This is a genomic window from Tianweitania aestuarii (assembly GCF_018457165.1).
GTDB lineage: Bacteria > Pseudomonadota > Alphaproteobacteria > Rhizobiales > Rhizobiaceae > Tianweitania > Tianweitania aestuarii.
Genome location: NZ_JAFMNX010000003.1, coordinates 540,293 through 558,946 on the forward strand (window position 1 = coordinate 540,293; position 18,654 = coordinate 558,946).

Genomic DNA, 18,654 nt, shown 5'->3' on the forward strand with positions numbered 1-18,654 from the left:
CACCTGCGTTCAAAGCGAGCACTGGGGGACGGCGTGCGGAAGTACTTGGGAACGTGATGTGAGCGAACGGAGCATCGGGAACGGGGTTGAACAAGCAGCCAGCGCCACCCCGCAAGCCGGCCCAGCCGTGGTGCTGCCAAGTTCGCCTTTGTCCCCCTTCCGCTCTCCCGTTTTCCGCGCCGTCTGGTTTGCCAGCCTCGCTTCCAATCTCGGCGGACTGATCCAGTCCGTCGGTGCGGCCTGGCTGATGACCTCGATCGCACCGTCGGCCGACATGATCGCGCTGGTGCAGGCATCCACCACCTTGCCGGTGATGATCTTTTCCCTGGCATCGGGTGCTGTGGCCGACAACTTCAACCGCAAACGCGTGATGATGACGGCGCAGGCCTTCATGCTGGTTGTGTCGCTGTTTCTGGCGCTGTTCACCTATTTCGGCTGGATCACGCCGTGGATGCTGCTCGGCTTCACCTTCCTGATCGGCTGCGGCACGGCCCTGAACAACCCGTCCTGGCAGGCATCGGTTGGCGAGATGGTGCCGCGTAGCGATCTGCCTCATGCGGTGGCGCTCAACAGCGTCAACTTCAACCTGACGCGAAGCGTCGGTCCGGCGATCGGCGGTATCATCGTGGCGAGCGCCGGAGCGGTCGCGGCCTTTGCCGTTAACGCGCTGAGCTATCTGCCGCTTCTGTTCGTGATCTCACGCTGGAAGCTCGAAACGCCGCCGCGCACGCTGCCGCGCGAAACGCTGCTCAGCGCGATGTTTTCTGGTTTGCGCTATGTCGCCATGTCGCCGCAGATCGAAAAGGTCCTGTTGCGCGGTTTCCTGTTCGGCTTCACCGCCATCATCGTTCTGGCGCTTCTGCCGATCGTGGCGCGTGATCTGCCCAATGGCGGTCCGCTGCTTTATGGCCTTTTGCTCGGCTGCTACGGCATCGGTGCCGTTGGTGGTGCCTTTCTCGGCGGCAAGGTGCGCCAGATGACCTCCAACGAGAACATCGCGCGCGGGTCCTTTGTCGGCTTTGCCGTATCCGCTACCCTGATCGCCTATGGCGGCAACGAGGCGTTTGTGGCGCTCGGCATGCTGATCGGCGGTGCATGCTGGGTGCTGGCGCTGTCGATGTTCAACGTTACCGTGCAGCTCGCGACGCCGCGCTGGGTGCTCGGTCGTGCGCTTGCGCTTTATCAGACCGCAACCTTCGGCGGCATGGCGCTTGGCAGCTGGACCTGGGGCCTGGTGGCCGAAAGCCATGGCATTTCGGTCGCCTTGATCAGCGCTGCCGCGGTGATGCTGGCCAGTGCCGCGGTTGGTCTCAGTCTGCCGCTGCCCAATCTGTCGCGCGACAATCTCGAACCGCTCAACCGCTGGAAGGTGCCCAGCCTCGCACTGGATCTTCAAGGGCGCAGCGGGCCGATGGCGATCATGATCGAGCACATCATCCCCGAAAACTACACCGAGCGTTTCCTCAGCCTCATGCATGAGCGCCGCCGCATCATCCGGCGCGATGGCGGTCGCAACTGGGAGCTTTTGCGCGACACGCAGCATCCCGAGCAGTGGATCGAGACCTATCACGTCCCGACCTGGAACGATTACGTTCGCCACAACCAGCGCCGTACCCAGGCCGATGCGATCATCTACGACGCGGTGCGTGCGCTCCATGCCGGCAGCGAACCGCCAAAGGTGCATCGCATGGTCGTGCGGCCGACCGACCCGCGTGAACCGGGCCTGCAAACCAAGACACCGGTCGATCTCGGCTAAAGCTGCATCAGTTGGTGCTTGCAGCGCTCGAGCAGATGGCGCAGCGCCGGCTTGTGATCGTCGGCTGCGGCATCGAGCGCCATGCTCCACAAGCCCGTTTGAAAGCCGAGGTAACAGGGCAAGAGCAGATCCATGAGCTCGCGCTCAATCGCTCGCCCGCTCCCGCATTCGACGTGGCTGACGAGCCGCTCGGTCTCATCCTGCGTCAGGTCGTGCTCGACAATGGCGCCGGCGATGTCCCAGGCGATGTCCTGACATCCAACGAGATCATGCGCGCCGCTATGGTCGAGCGCATCCGTCTTGATCAGGCGCTGATCGGGCGTCACCCGCCATTCCCATCGATGCAGTCGACTGTCCGTATCGACCGGCCGAACCAGATGCTGCAGCGCCGCGGCACTGCCGGTCGCCTTGCGCACAAGCGCTTCCGCCTCGCCGCCAAAGGCCTGGCCCGCATTGAAGGCGGCGACGTCCGCAAGGAGGGCAAGCGAAGCCCCTTCATTATGGGCGGGCAGAGTGGCGCGCACGGCGAGATAGGAACCGAGCGTTTGGAGGAGGCGAGCGCGATCATGATCGGCGGTGAGCGGTTCGCCCCCAACCCAGTGCTCGACGATCATGCCATGCAGGAGGGCGACCGGCTCGGCTGCGAAGCCTCCGCGATACAACACCTTCGCAACCTCGAACTTCCGCTGCCCTTCCGAACCCAGACCGGCAAATTTCACCAGGAAAGACCCGTTGGCCGTATCAGCCAGAAACTTGCGTCGCTCCAGCCGTGCATCCACCGGCGACGACGCATCTTCCGCCCGTTTCCAGTTGCCCCATGAAAGATCCTGCAACGGGCGCTCGAGCGGCCCAAGCAGCGTTCCGATCCAGCCTTGCAGCCTGTTGTTCTGCAGAAAGGTCGTATCGAACGGGCGCACATGGCGCGGCGCCACCTCCCACCGCTGGCGATGATCGGCGGGCGCCTGTCCGCCGGGCACGCCGGCATGGCTGGGGAAGAAGTGGATGCGATCGCGCGCAACACCGCCGCGTTCCAGCCAATCCGCCACCGCGAAAAAGGAGCTGCCGGACAGACCGGGGCCTTCATCCACGATGGCGATCGGTCCGTCGCCACGGGCAAGCACGGTGTCCAACAGTTGCGGATCGGCCTCGATCCTGCGCGCGAAAGGATCACCGGTGGGGCGAAGGCTGATCGGCGCTGGCGCTTTGAGCGCGGCCGCCACCAGACAAGACAGGCTCAAGCCGATGCTGCGGATGCCGATGACGATCGTGTTGGAACCGAGACCGGACGCCTGCGCTGCTTCGAGATAGGTTTCCGGATAAAGCGCATAGATGCTGTAGCCTTCCGCACTGCGCGTGGTGATCGCACCTTGATAATCGCGCGCAACACCCTTCAAGTCGTCAACCAGCGTCTCGGGCACCACCTGTTCGGTGAAGCCGCTTTGCCAGCTGCGCTCGACGACACCCGCAAAGGCGAACAACAGCTGTGTCAGGATGGTCTGCTCGGGCGACGCCGCATCGAACCCGCGCTCGTGGAACGTCCTGTCGATCAGACCCTGGATCAGTTCCGCCGCATCCACAAAGGCGCGGGCGATCGCCTCATGCCGTGCGATCCCGTTAGAAAGGGCGCTGGCATCATCGAGTGTTTGGACAATGTGGGTCGCGAGATCCTGCACGTCGCCGGTTCTTTGCGCGTCGCCATACACCCACATAAGCAAGCCTTTACCGTTTATTGTGACGGGCAATGTCAGTTCGGTTGGGAAAGGCGCTGGAAGGAACATTCCGGAGCCCTACAATGTTGACCATGTACTTAGCTCCTAAGATCGGGAATTGAATGGGTTCCAAAAAAGTCCGTGTCGCAATCGTCGGCGTCGGCAATTGTGCGTCGTCCCTTGTGCAGGGGTTGAACTATTATCGTGAAGCGAGCGGCAACGAGCCCGTTCCTGGCCTGATGAATGTCGACCTCGGAGGCTACCATGTCGGCGACGTCGAGATTTGCTGCGCCTTCGATGTGGCCGACACCAAGGTCGGCCGCGACGTATCGGATGCGATTTTCGCGGAACCCAACAACACCTTCAAGTTCTCCGGCGTCGAGAAAACCGGCGTCACGGTTGAGCGCGGGCCGACGCTCGACGGCATCGGCCGCTATCTCGAAGACACGGTGAAGGAATCGTCGGCACCCGTTGCCGATGTGGCCGAGATCCTGCGCCGGACCGGGGCCGATGTTCTCGTGTCCTATCTGCCCGTCGGATCGCAGAAGGCCAGCGAGTTTTATGCCGAGCAGGCGCTGGAAGCAGGCGTCGCACTCGTCAACTGCATCCCCGTCTTCATCGCCTCGCAGCCGGAATGGCAGCAGCGTTTCGCCGACAAGGGCGTGCCGATGATCGGCGACGACATCAAGAGCCAGGTCGGCGCCACCATCGTGCACCGTATGCTCGCCAATCTGTTCCGCGAGCGCGGCGTGCGGCTGGACCGCACCTACCAGCTGAATTTCGGCGGTAACACCGACTTCCTCAACATGCTGGAACGCGAGCGGCTGGAATCCAAGAAGATCTCCAAGACGCAGGCCGTCACCAGCCAGATCGACGTACCGCTCGAAGCGGGCAATGTTCACGTCGGTCCGAGCGATCATGTGCCATGGCTCACCGATCGCAAATGGGCCTATATCCGGCTGGAAGGCACGACCTTCGGCGGTGTTCCGCTCAATGCCGAGCTGAAGCTCGAAGTGTGGGATTCGCCCAATTCCGCCGGCGTGGTGATCGATGCCGTGCGTTGCGCCAAGCTCGCGATGGATCGCGGCATCGGCGGCACGCTGACGGGACCGTCGAGCTACTTCATGAAGTCGCCGCCGGAACAGTTCACGGATGCCGAAGCGCGCGATCGCACCTTGCGTTTCATCGGCGGTGAAAATGAACCTGCCAGAGCTGGATCAGGAGCCGGTTCACCCCAGTGACCACGACGATCTATCTCGTCCGTCATGCCGCGCATGACAATGTAGGCGGCTTCCTCGCCGGCCGCACGCCTGGCATTCGGCTGGGTCTGGAAGGCAGGGCGCAGGCGGATCGCCTTGGGCAACGCATGCGCCGCGAGCCATTCGCGGCCGTGCTGTCCAGTCCCCGCGAGCGCACCCAGGAAACCGCCTTCGCCATTGCGTCCGCATCCGGCATGGTCGTGGAAACGGATGAGCGGCTGGACGAGATCGATTTCGGCGACGCGTGGACCGGCAAGACCTGGGAAGCGCTCAACGGGGATCCCACCTGGAACCACTGGAACGCCGAGCGCGCGGTGGCGCGAACGGCTGGTGGCGAAAGCATGGGCGAGGTTCAGCTGCGCGCCGTTGCCGCCTTGTCGGACGCCGCCGGGCGCCACGCCGATGGTGCGGTGGTGCTCGTCACCCATGCCGACGTCATCAAGGCCATCATCTGTCACGTGCTGGATCTGCCGCTTGGCCATGTCCATCGCTTTGACATCAATCCGGCGTCCATCACACCCGTGGTGTGGGGGGATTGGGGCGCCAAGCTGTTGTGGTTGAACGAGACGGTCTCGTAACGCAAAGCTTGCCACCTCGGGTAAGCACACTACGCTCTGCCCTGTGGTTTCAGTGAAGAAGGAGATTGGGTTTTGTCGCTTTCAAGCAGCGAAATAGAAGGGCGCATCAGGGAACTCGGCCCCTGGTTTCACAACATCGAGCTGCAAGGGCAGTTCACGGCGCCCGACCATTTTCTCGGCAACTATCCGCAACAGAAATTCCGCAAGTTCGCCGATGCGATCCCCGCGGATCTGACCGGCAAGACGGTGCTCGATATCGGCTGCAATGGCGGCTTTTATTCGCTTGAAATGAAGCGCCGCGGCGCCGAGCGCGTGTTGGGCGTCGATTTCGACGAAGCCTATCTGGCGCAGGCGCGCTTCGTGGCCGAAGTGGAAGGCGCCGATATCGAGTTCCGTCAGCTGTCGGTTTATGATGTCGGCAAGCTCGGCGAACAGTTCGACGTCGTGATCTTCATGGGCGTGCTTTACCATCTGCGTCACCCGCTGCTGGCACTCGACCTGATCCGCGAGCATGTAGCCAAGGACATGCTCGTGTTCCAGTCCATGCAGCGCGGCAGTGCGCAGGTGCCGGTGCCTGAATTGGAAGAGAACTATCCGTTTGAACAAACGGAGCTGTTCGACGATCCAGCCTATCCGAAGATGCATTTCATCGAGCGCCGCTACGCCAATGATCCCACCAACTGGTGGGTGCCGAACCGCGCCGGCATGGAAGCCATGCTGCGCAGCGCCGGCTTCCGGATCGAGGCGCATCCCGAACAAGAAGTCTATATCTGCCGCACGACTGAACGCCCCTACGGCGCAGAAGCGATTTACCCCGCGAAAGGAGACCGCCCATGATCGAAGCGGCGATGATCTGGAACGAACCCAACAACAAGTCGCATTGGGATCCCGAGATCGATCCGGACTGGTCGAAATTCGCTGATATGGCCAAGCTCGCCGGTCAGGCGATCGCAGCCGAGGCACCTGGGCTCACGCGCGTGTTGGGCGGCATTTCGCCGATCGATCCGATCTTCATCAACCGCATGAAGGACTTCGGCGTGCTCGACCATGTCGACGCCGTTGCCGTTCACGGTTTCCCGCTCGACTGGAATCTGTGGCAGATCGGGGAATGGCCGCAGAAGGTGCAGGAAATCCGCGCGCTCACCCATCTGCCGGTCTGGGTCAGCGAGGTCGGTATCTCGACCTTTGGCGCCGAAGAAGTGCAGCTTTGGGGCATCAAGCGCACGGCGGAGCTTTTGAAAGGCCAGGCGCCGCGCGTTCACTGGTATTCGCTTTATGACCTGCCGCGTGAATGGGAAGCCACCACGCGTCATCGCGAAGCGGAAGGCTCTTCCTATTATCGCCACTTCTACATGGGCCTTCTGCGCCAGGACGGCACGCCGAAGCCCTCGGCCGAAGCCTTTGCCGAGCTGACGCCGGATATGGGCGTGGTGCAGTGGTTCCATTATCATGACCACCGCCTCGAAGACGCCGTTGCCTGGATGAAGCGCCTCGGCGTCACCTATCTGCGCACGGGCATTTCCTGGGCCGACAGCTTCCGCCCCAATGCGCTCGACTGGTTCGACAAGCAGATGGAAGCGCTGGCTGATTTCGACGTGACGGTCACCTACTGCTTCACGCCCGAGCATCGCGGGATCGCGCCGCATCATTCCAGTGCGCCACAGGTGCCGGAAGAGTTCGCGGAATTCTGCGCCGCCATGACGCGCCGGTATGCCGGTTCGTCCAAGCGCAACCAGACGGTGCCGGCAACAACGCCCGCGCTCGTTTGAGCCGGACAGGAGCCTGAAACGAAAAGGGAGCGCCGAGCGCTCCCTTTTTTATGCGATACCGTAGATGCGATCGAGAACGCGCGACACATCCACGATCCGCTCGGCTTGTGGGTCGAAGCGCTTGCTCACAGCAAGCCGCTGCGCCCAATCCTGCGCGGCCCGCACGCCCCATTCGTCGGGTGGCGAAACCAAAGTTTCGCTCGATGTGCCGCGAAAGCGCTTGGCCGTGAAGTCATAGAACGAGCCGTTGACGTTGCGCAGTTCTGCGCCGCCCCCTGCGCCATAGAAGGCAGCCGAGATCACCGCTTCTTGCCCCGCATGCAGCTGCCACGAACAGGCGATGCGCACGATCGTACCGGAGCCCAGCCGGAACGAGGCCACGGCATAATCCTCGACGGCCTCCGGATTGGCTTCGAGCAGCTTGCCGTCGGACAGAAGATGGCCGCTGACGTCGCTCACCTCCGGAAAATCGAGCACCCAAAGCGCCAGATCGATCAGATGCACGCCCAGATCGATCAAGCAGCCGCCGCCAGACAGATTGCGGTCATAAAACCACGGCTTGCCCGGCCCGTAAGCGTTGTGGAAGGTGAGGTCGATCGCGCGGATGTCGCCGAGCTGTCCGCCCTGAACCAATTCGCGGATAGCCTGAACGCCGGCGGTGAAGCGATAGGAGAAATCCACGCCAAGCAGCCGATCAGCCTCCCGTGCCGCATCGATCACGGCCTGCACTTCGCGAGCCGAACGGCCAAGCGGCTTCTGACAGAACACGGCAACGCCGGCTTTCAACGCCGCAATCGATTGATCCGCATGCAGGGCGCTCGGCGTGGCGATCACCAAACCGTCGAGATCCTGCGCCAGCACATCTTCCAGCGTCGTCCCGACCGCCGCGCCCGGCACGAGCTTGGCGGCTTCCTCTGTCATCTCGGGCGAGGGGTCGGCAACGGCGACCACCTCGACGGCTCCCGTCTCGATGATCCCTTCCATCCGGTGCCGGCCGATCCAGCCGACGCCGAGGAAACCGATGCGTGGCTTGGCAGCGCTCATTGCGGCACCACCAGCGCCTTGAGGAAGCCGTCCGGCCGGTCGCGCGTGGCGTTCAAGGCGGTGCCAAGCTCTTCGAGCGGATAGGTGTGGGTATAAAGCGGCGTCGGGTCGAGCCGGCCGCTGACCACCGCATCCACGGCCTCGCGCATGCCGCGAACATAGATCGCGGGATCGCGCTCATGCGCGTTGATCACGTCGAGCCCGCGCCAGTTCCACATCTGCATGTTGACCTGACGCGGCCCATCCTGATGGTAACCGGCGATGATCAGGCGGCCGCGCTCCATCGTCAGTTCGCCGGCCAGATCCAGCGGCCATTGCTTGCCGACCGCTTCGATCACGCGATCACAGAAGCGTCCGCCTGTCAGCTGCTTGACCTGTTCGATGATCGCCCAGTGATCCTCCATCGGGATCACCTCGGCAGCCCCCATCGCTTTCGCAAAGTCCAAGGAGAACGGCCGTCGCGAAATGGCGATGACGCGCGCGCCGGCCTTGGAGGCAAGCTGTGTCAGCAGGGCGCCAAGAAAACCGATGCCGATGATCGCCACGGTCTGCCCGGCCTCGATCTCTGCGCGGCGAAAGATGTTCATGGCGCAGCCCAGCGGTTCGCCAGGGAACGGTTTTCCGGCAAGGGTATCCGGCAAACGAACCGCCATATCGGCCGCAACCGTGTCATAAGCGGCATAGGCGTGCTGGGAGAGCGCTGCTACCCGGTCGCCGACGGCAAAGTCGGTCACACCATCTCCCCGCGCCTCGATTACGCCCCAGCCTTCATGCCCGAGACCGCCTGGTTCGGTCGGAAATTTCATCCAGTCCGGCCCGCTCCATGGACCGAGATTGGACGCGCACACCCCGGTGCCTTCCAGCCGGAGGAGGATCTCGCCGGCTTTCGGTTGGGGAATGGCGACCTGATCGACCTGCATCTGGCCGGCGCCGGTCACGACAGCGGCCTTCATCGTGCCGCGGTTGCCTGCGGCTTTCTCGTTGATGGACATGATGCTGCTCAGCCTGCCGAAGACGTGGCCGTCATCGCACGCTCAACCGTGCGCGATGCAGGTTTCGCGACCTGCACCGCCGCGCTGGCACGGCTGACCGTTGGCCGGCCGATGCTGAGATAGGTGAGGTCGAGGTCGGTCATGTCGGATGGCAGCCAGAGATTGCGGTAATCGGCCAAAAGCGCGCCGCGCATCGTGCCGGCGATTTTGGCGAGATCGAGGTGGCGATACTCGTCCCATTCCGTCAGCACGATCACGCCATCGGCGTCGCGCGCGGCGTCATAGGCGTTGTCGCAGAAGGTGATGTCGTCCAGCTGCTTGGCCGCTTCCGTCATCGCTTTCGGATCATGCGCCTTGATGCGGCAGCCAGCCTTTTGCAGCCAGGGAATGATGGCGAGGCTGGGTGAGTCCCGGATATCGTCGGTGTTGGCTTTGAAGGCGAGGCCGAGCACGGCGATCGTCGCGCCGTTTGCCTTGCTTCCAAGCTCGCGCAGCACGCGTTCCGCCAGCATCCGCGAGCGGGCTTCGTTGCCTTCGATCAGCGTTTCGATCAGCCCCTGCGGCGCATCATGCTTGCGCCCCGTTGCGGCAAAGGCGCGGGTGTCCTTGGGAAAGCACGAACCGCCGAAGCCGGGGCCAGCCGACAGAAAGGCCGAGCCGATGCGGGTGTCGAGCCCGATGCCGGCCGCAACGGCCGACACATCGCCGCCCACCTGCTCGCAGAGATTGGCGACATCGTTGATGAAGCCGATCTTGAGGGCGAGAAAGGCGTTGGCGGAATATTTGATCAGCTCGGCATTGGCGTTGCTGGTACGCATCACGGTCACGCCACGATCGGCCAGCGGTTGATAGATCTGTTCGAGCACGGCGCAGGCGCGTGGATCGTCCGATCCGAACACCACCCGCTCGGGCTCGAGGAAGTCGCGCACGGCCGTGCCTTCGCGCAGGAACTCGGGATTGGAGGCGATCGAAAAATCGAGCGCGCCGCGTTCTTCCGCAATGATCTCGCGCAGCGCCTTGCAGGTGCCCACCACGACGGTTGACTTCACCACGACAACGCAGTTCGGCTTGATCACCCTGGCGATGCCGCGCGCCGCGTCCTGAACGAAGGACAGGTCGATGTCACCATCGGCAAGCGAGGGCGTTCCGACCGCGATGAAGACCGCATCCGCATCGGCAGCGCCGTCAACCGTGTCGGCGCTGAACAGGAGGCGGCCGGCCTGGATATTGGAGGCCATCAATTCCTGAAGTCCGGGCTCGTAGATCGGCACTTCGCCGGCCCGCAGGCGCGCCACGCGATCTTCGTTCATGTCGATGCAGGTGACATGGTGACCAAGTTCCGCCAGACAGGTTCCGGACGTCAGCCCCACATAACCGGCACCGATAATCGTGATCTTCATATGTCCCTCAACTTCGGTGGGCGCCGGCGGCATCATCGAGTGAGCCGCCCGAACCTTTGATCGATGCTCCCGTCGGATAGGGGTGCAGCGTTCTTCTTCATGTCGTCAACTTCGGAGAATTCGGGAGGGACATCAAGCTTTGTAGCCCTGTCGAGCATAAGCGTGGTGACATTGCATGAAACGGACAAGCCGTTTTCGAGCTCAGTTCCAAGCGCTCCTGCTCAGCATTCACCATGCAAAATCCTGAAGACCCTCATTGAAGCGGCAGCTAGAGCATCAGCAGCTACGTTCAAGTGGATGATGCCACGCCGACGACCTTGGGGAACTGCCGGTGATTGTCGGTAGGGATCAGGCAAAGGGTTGGTGCTCCCCCACTTCCCGAGTAGAAGATCCTCCCTAATTATGTCGGCGCAGTGAGCTGAGGAGCGACAAGCAGGTGCAGAAGGTATTGGTGACGGGAGGCTGCGGCTTCATCGGGCGTTATGTGGTCGAGGAGCTTCTCGCGAAAGGCCACGACGTTCGCATTCTCGACGGGTTGATCGAACAGGTCCATGGCGGCGTTGCTCCCGAACTTGATCCGCGCGTCGATTTCATCAAGGCCGAGATGACCGACGCCAAGGCGGTGGAACAGGCGCTCGATGGCGTCGAAAGCGTCATCCACCTGGCAGCCGAAGTCGGTGTCGGCCAGTCCATGTATGAGATTGCCCGCTATGTCAGCGCCAACGATCTCGGCACGGCCGTTCTGCTCGAAAAGATGATCGGCAAACCGATCAAGCGCATCATCGTGGCATCGTCGATGAGCGTTTACGGCGAAGGCTACTACCAGGACGAAAGCGGCCAGCTGCACGGCGCCGTTCGCCGCCAGGCCGAGCGCGTCAAGGCCGGCCACTGGAACCCTGAAACAAAAAACGGCGGTGCGCTGACGCCGGTCGCGACGTCGGAAGACAAGCCGGTCGATCTCGCTTCCATCTATGCGCTGACCAAGTTCGCGCAGGAACGCGAAGTGCTGATCTACGGTCAGGCCTATAACGTCGAAGCCATCGCCCTGCGCTTGTTCAACGTGTTCGGCCCGGGCCAAGCCCTGTCCAATCCCTATACGGGCGTTCTCGCCAACTTCGCATCGCGTCTCGCAAACGGGCAGCCGCCGATGATCTTCGAAGACGGCCAGCAGCGCCGCGATTTCGTGCATGTGCGCGATGTCGCCCGTGCCTTCCGCCTGGCGCTGGAAGCTCCGAAGGCCAACGGCCACGTCATCAATGTCGGCAGCGGCAACGCCTATACGATCGAAGAGGTCGCGACCTTGCTGGCAAACGCCATGGGCGTGCCGGAACTGAAGCCCGACATTCTGCACAAGACGCGTTCGGGCGACATCCGCAACTGCTTCGCCGACATCACGGCAGCGCGCGAACTCCTCGGCTTCGAGCCGAAATATCGCCTGCAGGACACGCTCGGCGAATTGGCCGAGTGGGTCAGCGTCACTGGCGCGGTGGATCGCGGCGCGCAGATGAAGAAGGAGTTGGAAGAGCGGGGCTTGGTGTCGTAAATGACGCGAAGCATCGGCAATAAGGGAGCTTGAAGCGTGGCAGGACCTGCGATCGTCGAAGGCGGTCAGACAGTCGTTATCGTTGGCGGCAGCGGCTTCATCGGATCGAATTTGGCGGAAAGCTTCCTTCGTGAAGGCCGGCACGTCACGATTCTGGACAATCTCAGCCGTCCCGGCGTCGAAGAAAACCTTGCCTGGCTGACTGCCACCTATGGCGATCTCGTTGAAGCCGCCCGTGTCGATATCCGCGACACGGCGGCCCTCGTTCCGGTTGTCAGCAGAGCGAGCGCGGTGTTCCACCTCGCCGCCCAAACGGCCGTCACCACCAGCCTCGTTGATCCCATGGACGACTTCGAGGTCAATGCGCGCGGCACGCTGAACATTCTGGAAGCGATCCGTGCCACGGGCCGTCGCGTACCGGTGATCTTTGCCAGCACCAACAAGGTCTATGGCGGCCTTGAAGACATGGAGATGGTGGAAGGCGACGAGCGCTACCATCCCGCCGACGAGGCCATCGGCGATCATGGCGTCAGCGAAAGCCGTCCGCTCGATTTCTGCACGCCTTATGGCTGCTCCAAGGGCGTGGCGGACCAGTATGTGCTGGATTACGCCAAGTCCTATGATCTGCCGACCGCCGTTTTGCGCATGAGCTGCATCTATGGTCCGCGCCAGTTCGGCACCGAGGATCAGGGCTGGGTCGCACACTTCCTGCTCAAGGCGCTGCGCGGCGAACAGGTGTCGATCTATGGCAACGGCAAGCAGGTGCGCGACATCCTGCATGTCAGCGATTGCGTGGCGGCCTATCGCGGTCTGCTCGATCATATCGACGAGGTGTCCGGCCAGGCCTTCAATCTCGGCGGTGGACCGCAGAACAGCGTCAGCCTGCGCACCGTGTTGAGCGAAATCGCCCGTTTGACGGGCCGCAACATGCAGCTCGAGCATGGTGAATGGCGCAAGGGCGACCAGTTCTATTTCGTCGCCGATACGCGCAAGATCGAACAAGCGATCGGCTGGGAAGCCAAGACCGACTGGAAAGAGGGCCTGGCGGATCTCGCCCGCTGGCTGGCCGAAAACCGCGTCGCGTCCAGAGCGGCGAAAGAGCAGCCGGAGCAACAGGTTCTGTCGGCGTGAAGGCAGCAGGTCGCGCGGCAGGCGAAGGATCGAACATCGAAACAGCCGCAGACGGGCAGCGCCCCCTGCGCGTCCTGATGACGGTGGATGCCGTTGGCGGTGTCTGGCGCTACGCGATGGACCTTGCCGCCGGCCTGCAAGCCTCCGGTGTTCATTTTATCTTCGTCGGTCTCGGTCCGAATCCATCCCCCGCGCAGCGCTCCGAAGCCGAGCGTTGGGGAAAGCTGATCTGGGAAGATGCACAGCTCGACTGGCTGGCTGAAGGCCCGCAAGATCTGGCTGATCTTCCAGCCCTCCTGGAGCGGCTCGTCGGCGAAGAAGGCGTCGACCTTCTTCATCTCAACGCACCCTCGCAAGCCTGTGGTTTGAAGCTCGACTGCCCGATCGTGGCGATGTCGCATTCCTGCGTCGTGACCTGGATGCACGCCGTTCGCGGTCAGGAGGTTCCGGCGCAATGGTCGTGGCAGAAACGGCTCAACCGCGAAGGCTTCGATGCCGCCGATGTCGTTCTTGCGCCAAGCCGCAGCCACGCCGACGCGCTGGAACAATGCTACGGCCCGATCGACGCTTTGTCGGTGGTCTACAACGCTTCCCAGGCAGGCGCCGAGATCGCGCAGCGCCAGCCCTTCGTGTTTGCCGCCGGCCGTTGGTGGGACGAAGGCAAGAATGGCGCGGTTCTGGACGACGTTGCGGGGCAGGTGGAGTGGCCGGTGCAACTTGCCGGAGCGCTGAAAGGGCCGAACGGCCAGCAGATCAACCTGCAACAGGCGGATCATCTGGGCGTTCTGCCGACCGCGCAGATCCAGGAGCTGATGAAGGCTGCCGGCATCTTCGTGTCGCCATCGCTTTACGAGCCCTTTGGCCTGGCTCCGCTTGAAGCTGCGTGCACCGCGACGCCGCTGGTTCTCGCCGACATTCCGACCTACCGCGAATTGTGGGATGGCGCGGCCTTGTTTGCCTCGCCGCGCGATCCCGCTTCCTTTGTGGAAGCGCTCCAAACGCTGATCGCAAGCGAGACGCTGCGCCGCGACATGGGCCGCAAGGCCCTGGATCGCGCCAAACGCTATTCCCTCCAAGCGCAGGCGCAAGCCATGCTGCAGATCTACGACGCTGTTTGCGTGGCGGCCGAGCCGCGCCTGGTTTTATCGAGCTGATTGATGAGAATTCTTCTTTATACCCATTCCCTCCTGTCCGACTGGAACCACGGCAACGCGCATTTCCTGCGCGGCGTCATGCGCGATCTGGTTGAACGCGGCTATCAAGCCAGGGCGCTGGAGCCGGTTGATGCCTGGAGCCGCGAGAACCTGGTGAAGGATCAGGGCGAGGCCGCCGTTGCGCGCTTCGCGCAGGATTTCCCCACGCTCCAGTCCGAGCAATACGATGCCGACTTTGACCATGAAGCAGCCCTTGATGGGGCCGATGTGGTGCTCGTGCATGAATGGACCGACCCTGCGCTGGTGGCGCGTATCGGCAAGGCGCGCCGGGATGGCGGCCGTTTCACCCTGATCTTCCACGACACGCATCACCGTGCCGTTTCGGCCGAAAGCGACATCGGCGGCCTTGATCTGAGCGGCTACGATGCCGTGCTCGCATTCGGCGAAACGCTGCGCGAGCGCTATATCAAGGCCGGTTGGGGACGGCGCGTCTTTACCTGGCATGAGGCGGCCGATGATCGCTTGTTCAAGCCGCATCCCGAGATAGAGAAGACCGGCGACCTGATCTGGATCGGTAACTGGGGTGACGACGAGCGCACCGCCGAGATTGCCTCCTTCCTCACCGAACCGGCGGCCAGACTGCAGCTGAACGGGACCGTTCGCGGCGTGCGCTACCCGCAGCGCGCTTTGGACTCGCTGGAAAAGGCCGGGCTGAACTATGGCGGCTGGATCGCCAATGCGGATGTGCCGATGGCCTTTGCACGACACAAGCTGACCATGCACATCCCACGCCGGCCCTATGTGGAATCGCTGCCGGGTATTCCCACGATCCGCATGTTTGAAGCGCTGGCTTGTGGCATTCCGCTGATTTCGGCCCCGTGGAACGACGCAGAAGGTCTGTTTCGCGCCGGCAAGGACTTCCTGTTCGCCAAGGACGGCGAGGAGATGACCCGACTGATCCGTGATCTGCTGGCCGATCCGGCGCGCCGCGAGGAGATCGCGGCATCCGGTCTGGAAACCATCCGCGCCCGCCACACCTGCCGCCACCGGGTCGATGAATTGCTGGCGATCCTGTCCGGCCTCGATGTCGATATCACCCCATCCAATTCCAAGGAGACCGCAGCGTGAAGATTGCATTCTACGGCTCGAGCCTGCTGTCGTCCTACTGGAACGGCGCTGCCACCTATTATCGCGGCCTGCTGCGCAACCTGGCGGCCCTCGGCTATGACATCACCTTCTATGAGCCGGATGTGTATGACCGGCAGAAGAACCGCGACATCGAGCCGCCGGAATGGTGCAAGGTCGTGGTGTATGACGGCACGGTCGAGGCGCTGCGCAATGCGGCGGCCAAGGCTGCGGATGCCGACATCGTCGTGAAAACCAGCGGCGTCGGCTTCGAGGACAATCGGCTGCTCGACGAAGTGCTGCGCGCCGCGCGGCCGGGTGCGATGAAGATCTTCTGGGATGTCGATGCGCCGGCGACGCTCGCCGAACTGCGTGCGGATCCCGATCATCCGCAGTTGAAGGCGCTGAATGAGATCGACGCGGTGCTGACCTATGGCGGCGGCGATCCCGTGGTGAACGCTTACACCGCAATCGGCGCCAAGCGCTGTATTCCGATCTACAATGCGCTTGACCCGCAAACGCATCATCCGGTTGATCCCGATCCGCGCTTCACCGCCGATCTCGCTTTCCTCGGCAACCGTTTGCCGGATCGCGAAGCGCGGGTCGAAAGCTTCTTCCTGAACCCCGCCGCTGGCCTGCCCGAGCAGCGTTTCATTTTGGGTGGATCCGGCTGGGGCGACAAGCCGATGGCCGGCAACATCGATTATATCGGCCATGTCGGCACGCGCGATCACAACGCCTTCAACGTCACGCCAAAGGCCGTGCTGAACATCTCCCGCGACTCCATGGCAGATATGGGCTTTTCGCCGGCAACCCGGGTGTTCGAAGCCTGCGGCGCCGGCGCTTGTCTCATTACCGATGCCTGGCTCGGCGTCGACTTCTTCCTCAAGCCCGACGAGGAAGTGCTGGTGGCGCGCGATGGCAAAGACGTCGCCGACATCCTGTCCGGCCTGACGCCCGAGCGCGCCCGAGAGATCGGCCAAGCGGGTCTCGCACGTGTGTTGCGCGATCACACCTATGCCGACCGCGCCGCCGAAGCCGACGTGATCTTCCGCGACTTTCGCGCCAAACAGGCGGAGGCTGCCGAATGAGTGACGCGCTCGACATCGTCATTATCGGCCTGTCGCTGTCGTCATCCTGGGGCAACGGTCATGCCACGACCTATCGCGGCATGCTGCGCGGGCTCGAGGCGCTGGGCCACCGCGTCACGTTTCTGGAACGCGACGTGCCCTGGTACGCCGCCCATCGCGATCTGCCGTCGCCGGATTTCTGCGCCCTGCATTACTACGATACGGTGGACGAGCTGATCACCCGTTTCGGCGAAAAGATCAGGCAGGCCGACGCGGTGATCATCGGCTCCTACGTGCCGGAAGGGCCAAAGGTCATCGACGCCGTTCACGCACTGAACCCAAAGCAGCTCACCTTCTACGACATCGACACGCCGATCACCGTTGCGCGCCTGAAAAAGGGCGACGAGGAATATCTGGCGGCACGTCAGGTGCCGTTCTTCGATATCTATTTCTCCTTCACCGGCGGTCCCACGCTGCGCCAGCTGGAAAGCGAGTTCGGCGCGCCGCGGGCCGAAGCGCTGTATTGCTCCGTTGACGACACGCGCTACCGCAACACCGGCGAAGCGCCGATCTGGGACCTCGGCTATCTCGGTACTTATAGCGACGACCGCCAGCCTACCCTCGAAGCGCTGCTGATCGAGCCTGCCCGCCGTTTGCCGCATCTGAAGTTCGTGGTAGCCGGGCCGCAATATCCCGACACGATCGACTGGCCTTCGAATGTCGAGCGCATCGACCATCTGCCGCCGGCCGAGCATCCTTCTTTCTACAGCCGCCAGCGCTTCACGCTGAACGTCACGCGCGCGGACATGATCGCCGCCGGCTGGTCGCCAAGCGTGCGCTTGTTCGAGGCCGCCGCCTGCGGCACCGCGATCATCAGCGACTTCTGGGAAGGCCTGGGCGATCTGCTGCCGTTGGGCGAAGCGATCGAGATCGCCAGGACCAGCGACGATGTGGTGCAGATCCTGACCGAAATGGATGAACAGCGCCGACAGGCGATGGCGGAAGCCGCAAAGGCGCGTGTTCTGGCCGGTCATACCGGACATGCGCGCGCGGCCGAGCTGGCGGATTATCTGCGCAACGGCGCATCGAAAGCGGCACGTGCCGCGACGACTGAGGAATTGGCATGATGAACCAAGCAACATCGTCCGGCAAAACGGCCATGGTGACCGGCGGCGCCGGCTTCCTCGGCTCGCATCTGTGCGACCGGCTGTTGGAGCAAGGCATGCAGGTGATCTGCGTCGACAGCCTGCTGACCGGTTCGATGCGCAACATCGCGCATCTCGAGAATATTACGCAGTTCCGTTTCATCAAGCAGGATGTCTGCGAGCCGCTCGACATCAAGGACGATCTCGATTTCGTCTATAACCTCGCCTGTGCGGCCTCGCCGCCGCGCTATCAGGCAGACCCGATCCACACGATGATGACATCGGTGCAGGGCACGCTGAACCTGCTGATGCTGGCTGAAGCCAAGGGCGCCAGGTTCTTGCAGGCCTCCACCAGCGAAGTCTATGGCGATCCCGACCGGCATCCGCAGGCCGAAGACTACCACGGCAACGTCAACTGCACGGGACCGCGCGCCTGTTACGACGAAGGCAAGCGTGCCGCGGAGTCGCTCTGCTTCGACTTCCTGCGTCTGGGCCGCGCCGATGTGCGCGTCATGCGCATCTTCAACACCTATGGGCCGCGCATGGACCCCGATGATGGGCGCATCGTGTCCAATCTCGTTGTGCAAGCGCTTCGCGGCCAGCCGCTGACGATCTACGGCACCGGCGAGCAAACGCGCTCGTTCTGTTACGTGTCGGACCTGATTGCGGGCATGATGGCGCTGATGACGGTGGCCGAGAACCCGAAGGCGCCGGTCAATATCGGAAATCCCGGCGAGTTCACCATCAACGAACTGGCAAAGCTGGTGGTGGAACAAACCGGCACGTCAAGCGAAACCGTGTTCAAGCCCTTGCCGGTCGATGATCCAACGCGCCGGCGTCCCGATATCAGCCGCGCAAAGGCGCTGCTTAACTGGGAGCCGACCGTGCCGCTGGAAAAAGGCCTGCGCGATACGATCGCGCATTTCCGCGAGCGCGTGGCCGACGAAAAAGGCCACGCTGCATGACGAAAGGCGGCGCT

General features: G+C 62.9%; 16 protein-coding genes. 12 read left to right on the forward strand and 4 right to left on the reverse strand.

All coding sequences use genetic code 11. The features are described from left to right. Positions 1-127 precede the first annotated feature (127 nt). On the forward strand, positions 128-1,756 hold the full coding sequence (locus JYU29_RS14365; RefSeq protein WP_213985605.1) for an MFS transporter: 1,629 nt from the start codon (positions 128-130) through the stop codon (positions 1,754-1,756). On the opposite strand, the gene JYU29_RS14370 is transcribed toward JYU29_RS14365, so the two are convergent. Further along, positions 1,753-3,471: a hypothetical protein gene (locus JYU29_RS14370; protein WP_213985483.1), complete on the reverse strand. Its 1,719-nt coding sequence runs from the start codon at positions 3,469-3,471 to the stop codon at positions 1,753-1,755. The genes JYU29_RS14365 and JYU29_RS14370 overlap by 4 nt on opposite strands. A gap of 116 nt (positions 3,472-3,587) precedes the next feature. Here JYU29_RS14370 and JYU29_RS14375 point away from each other — a divergent pair, with 116 nt between their 5' ends. The 4 genes from JYU29_RS14375 (at position 3,588) to JYU29_RS14390 (ending at position 7,071) form a co-directional block, all read left to right on the forward strand. Continuing rightward, positions 3,588-4,706, forward strand: a complete 1,119-nt coding sequence (locus JYU29_RS14375; protein WP_213985484.1) for an inositol-3-phosphate synthase — start codon at positions 3,588-3,590, stop codon at positions 4,704-4,706. Further along, positions 4,703-5,302 (forward strand): histidine phosphatase family protein, encoded by a 600-nt coding sequence (locus tag JYU29_RS14380; RefSeq protein WP_213985485.1) that lies wholly within the window; start codon positions 4,703-4,705, stop codon positions 5,300-5,302. The genes JYU29_RS14375 and JYU29_RS14380 overlap by 4 nt, the downstream gene beginning before the upstream one ends. Before the next feature lie 72 nt (positions 5,303-5,374). Continuing rightward, positions 5,375-6,139 carry a TIGR04290 family methyltransferase gene (locus JYU29_RS14385; protein ID WP_213985486.1) on the forward strand — a complete coding sequence of 255 codons (765 nt, stop codon included), beginning with the start codon at positions 5,375-5,377 and terminating at the stop codon, positions 6,137-6,139. Further along, entirely contained in the window at positions 6,136-7,071 is a 936-nt protein-coding gene (locus JYU29_RS14390) for a beta-xylosidase (protein ID WP_213985487.1), read from the forward strand. The genes JYU29_RS14385 and JYU29_RS14390 overlap by 4 nt, the downstream gene beginning before the upstream one ends. Before the next feature lie 48 nt (positions 7,072-7,119). Here the strand turns inward: JYU29_RS14390 and JYU29_RS14395 are convergent, their stop codons facing one another. Genes JYU29_RS14395 through JYU29_RS14405 form a run of 3 tightly spaced genes read right to left on the reverse strand, consistent with a single transcriptional unit; the run spans position 7,120 to position 10,543 of the window. Next, on the reverse strand, positions 7,120-8,115 hold the full coding sequence (locus tag JYU29_RS14395) for a Gfo/Idh/MocA family protein (RefSeq protein WP_213985488.1): 996 nt from the start codon (positions 8,113-8,115) through the stop codon (positions 7,120-7,122). Further along, positions 8,112-9,101 (reverse strand): MDR/zinc-dependent alcohol dehydrogenase-like family protein, encoded by a 990-nt coding sequence (locus JYU29_RS14400; RefSeq protein WP_431192868.1) that lies wholly within the window; start codon positions 9,099-9,101, stop codon positions 8,112-8,114. The genes JYU29_RS14395 and JYU29_RS14400 overlap by 4 nt, the downstream gene beginning before the upstream one ends. A gap of 14 nt (positions 9,102-9,115) precedes the next feature. Beyond that, the gene (locus tag JYU29_RS14405; protein ID WP_431192864.1) at positions 9,116-10,543 is read right to left on the reverse strand and encodes a UDP-glucose dehydrogenase family protein; all 1,428 of its coding nucleotides are present in this window, start codon (positions 10,541-10,543) and stop codon (positions 9,116-9,118) included. A 400-nt stretch (positions 10,544-10,943) separates the two neighbouring features. On the opposite strand from JYU29_RS14405, the gene JYU29_RS14410 reads away from it, so the two are divergent. The 7 genes from JYU29_RS14410 to JYU29_RS14440 all read left to right on the forward strand — a co-directional run bounded on the left by JYU29_RS14410 (position 10,944) and on the right by JYU29_RS14440 (position 18,640). Beyond that, positions 10,944-12,050 carry an NAD-dependent epimerase/dehydratase family protein gene (locus JYU29_RS14410; protein ID WP_213985490.1) on the forward strand — a complete coding sequence of 369 codons (1,107 nt, stop codon included), beginning with the start codon at positions 10,944-10,946 and terminating at the stop codon, positions 12,048-12,050. A 36-nt stretch (positions 12,051-12,086) separates the two neighbouring features. After that, positions 12,087-13,181 carry an NAD-dependent epimerase/dehydratase family protein gene (locus tag JYU29_RS14415; protein WP_213985491.1) on the forward strand — a complete coding sequence of 365 codons (1,095 nt, stop codon included), beginning with the start codon at positions 12,087-12,089 and terminating at the stop codon, positions 13,179-13,181. A 77-nt stretch (positions 13,182-13,258) separates the two neighbouring features. Continuing rightward, positions 13,259-14,335, forward strand: coding sequence for a glycosyltransferase family 4 protein (locus JYU29_RS14420; RefSeq protein WP_213985607.1), 1,077 nt, complete (start codon positions 13,259-13,261; stop codon positions 14,333-14,335). A 3-nt stretch (positions 14,336-14,338) separates the two neighbouring features. Next, a complete protein-coding gene (locus JYU29_RS14425) occupies positions 14,339-15,463 on the forward strand; it encodes a CgeB family protein (RefSeq protein ID WP_213985492.1) in 1,125 nt (374 codons plus the stop codon). Then, complete coding sequence (locus JYU29_RS14430; protein WP_213985493.1) at positions 15,460-16,551, forward strand: CgeB family protein; 1,092 nt, start codon at positions 15,460-15,462, stop codon at positions 16,549-16,551. The genes JYU29_RS14425 and JYU29_RS14430 overlap by 4 nt, the downstream gene beginning before the upstream one ends. Further along, complete coding sequence (locus JYU29_RS14435) at positions 16,548-17,657, forward strand: CgeB family protein (protein WP_213985494.1); 1,110 nt, start codon at positions 16,548-16,550, stop codon at positions 17,655-17,657. The genes JYU29_RS14430 and JYU29_RS14435 overlap by 4 nt, the downstream gene beginning before the upstream one ends. Further along, a complete protein-coding gene (locus tag JYU29_RS14440) occupies positions 17,657-18,640 on the forward strand; it encodes a UDP-glucuronic acid decarboxylase family protein (RefSeq protein WP_213985608.1) in 984 nt (327 codons plus the stop codon). The genes JYU29_RS14435 and JYU29_RS14440 overlap by 1 nt, the downstream gene beginning before the upstream one ends. The last annotated feature ends 14 nt before the right edge of the window (positions 18,641-18,654 follow it).

Excerpts from the sequence above, each read along its gene's own strand:
- JYU29_RS14390 (WP_213985487.1), top strand. The coding sequence starts at position 6,136 with ATGATCGAAGCGGCGATGATCTGGAACGAACCCAACAACAAGTCGCAT.
- JYU29_RS14420 (WP_213985607.1), top strand. The coding sequence starts at position 13,259 with ATGACGGTGGATGCCGTTGGCGGTGTCTGGCGCTACGCGATGGACCTT.
- JYU29_RS14395 (WP_213985488.1), bottom strand. The coding sequence starts at position 8,115 with ATGAGCGCTGCCAAGCCACGCATCGGTTTCCTCGGCGTCGGCTGGATC.
- JYU29_RS14375 (WP_213985484.1), top strand. The coding sequence starts at position 3,588 with ATGGGTTCCAAAAAAGTCCGTGTCGCAATCGTCGGCGTCGGCAATTGT.
- JYU29_RS14425 (WP_213985492.1), top strand. The coding sequence starts at position 14,339 with ATGAGAATTCTTCTTTATACCCATTCCCTCCTGTCCGACTGGAACCAC.
- JYU29_RS14440 (WP_213985608.1), top strand. The coding sequence starts at position 17,657 with ATGAACCAAGCAACATCGTCCGGCAAAACGGCCATGGTGACCGGCGGC.
- JYU29_RS14405 (WP_431192864.1), bottom strand. The coding sequence starts at position 10,543 with ATGATGCCGCCGGCGCCCACCGAAGTTGAGGGACATATGAAGATCACG.
- JYU29_RS14435 (WP_213985494.1), top strand. The coding sequence starts at position 16,548 with ATGAGTGACGCGCTCGACATCGTCATTATCGGCCTGTCGCTGTCGTCA.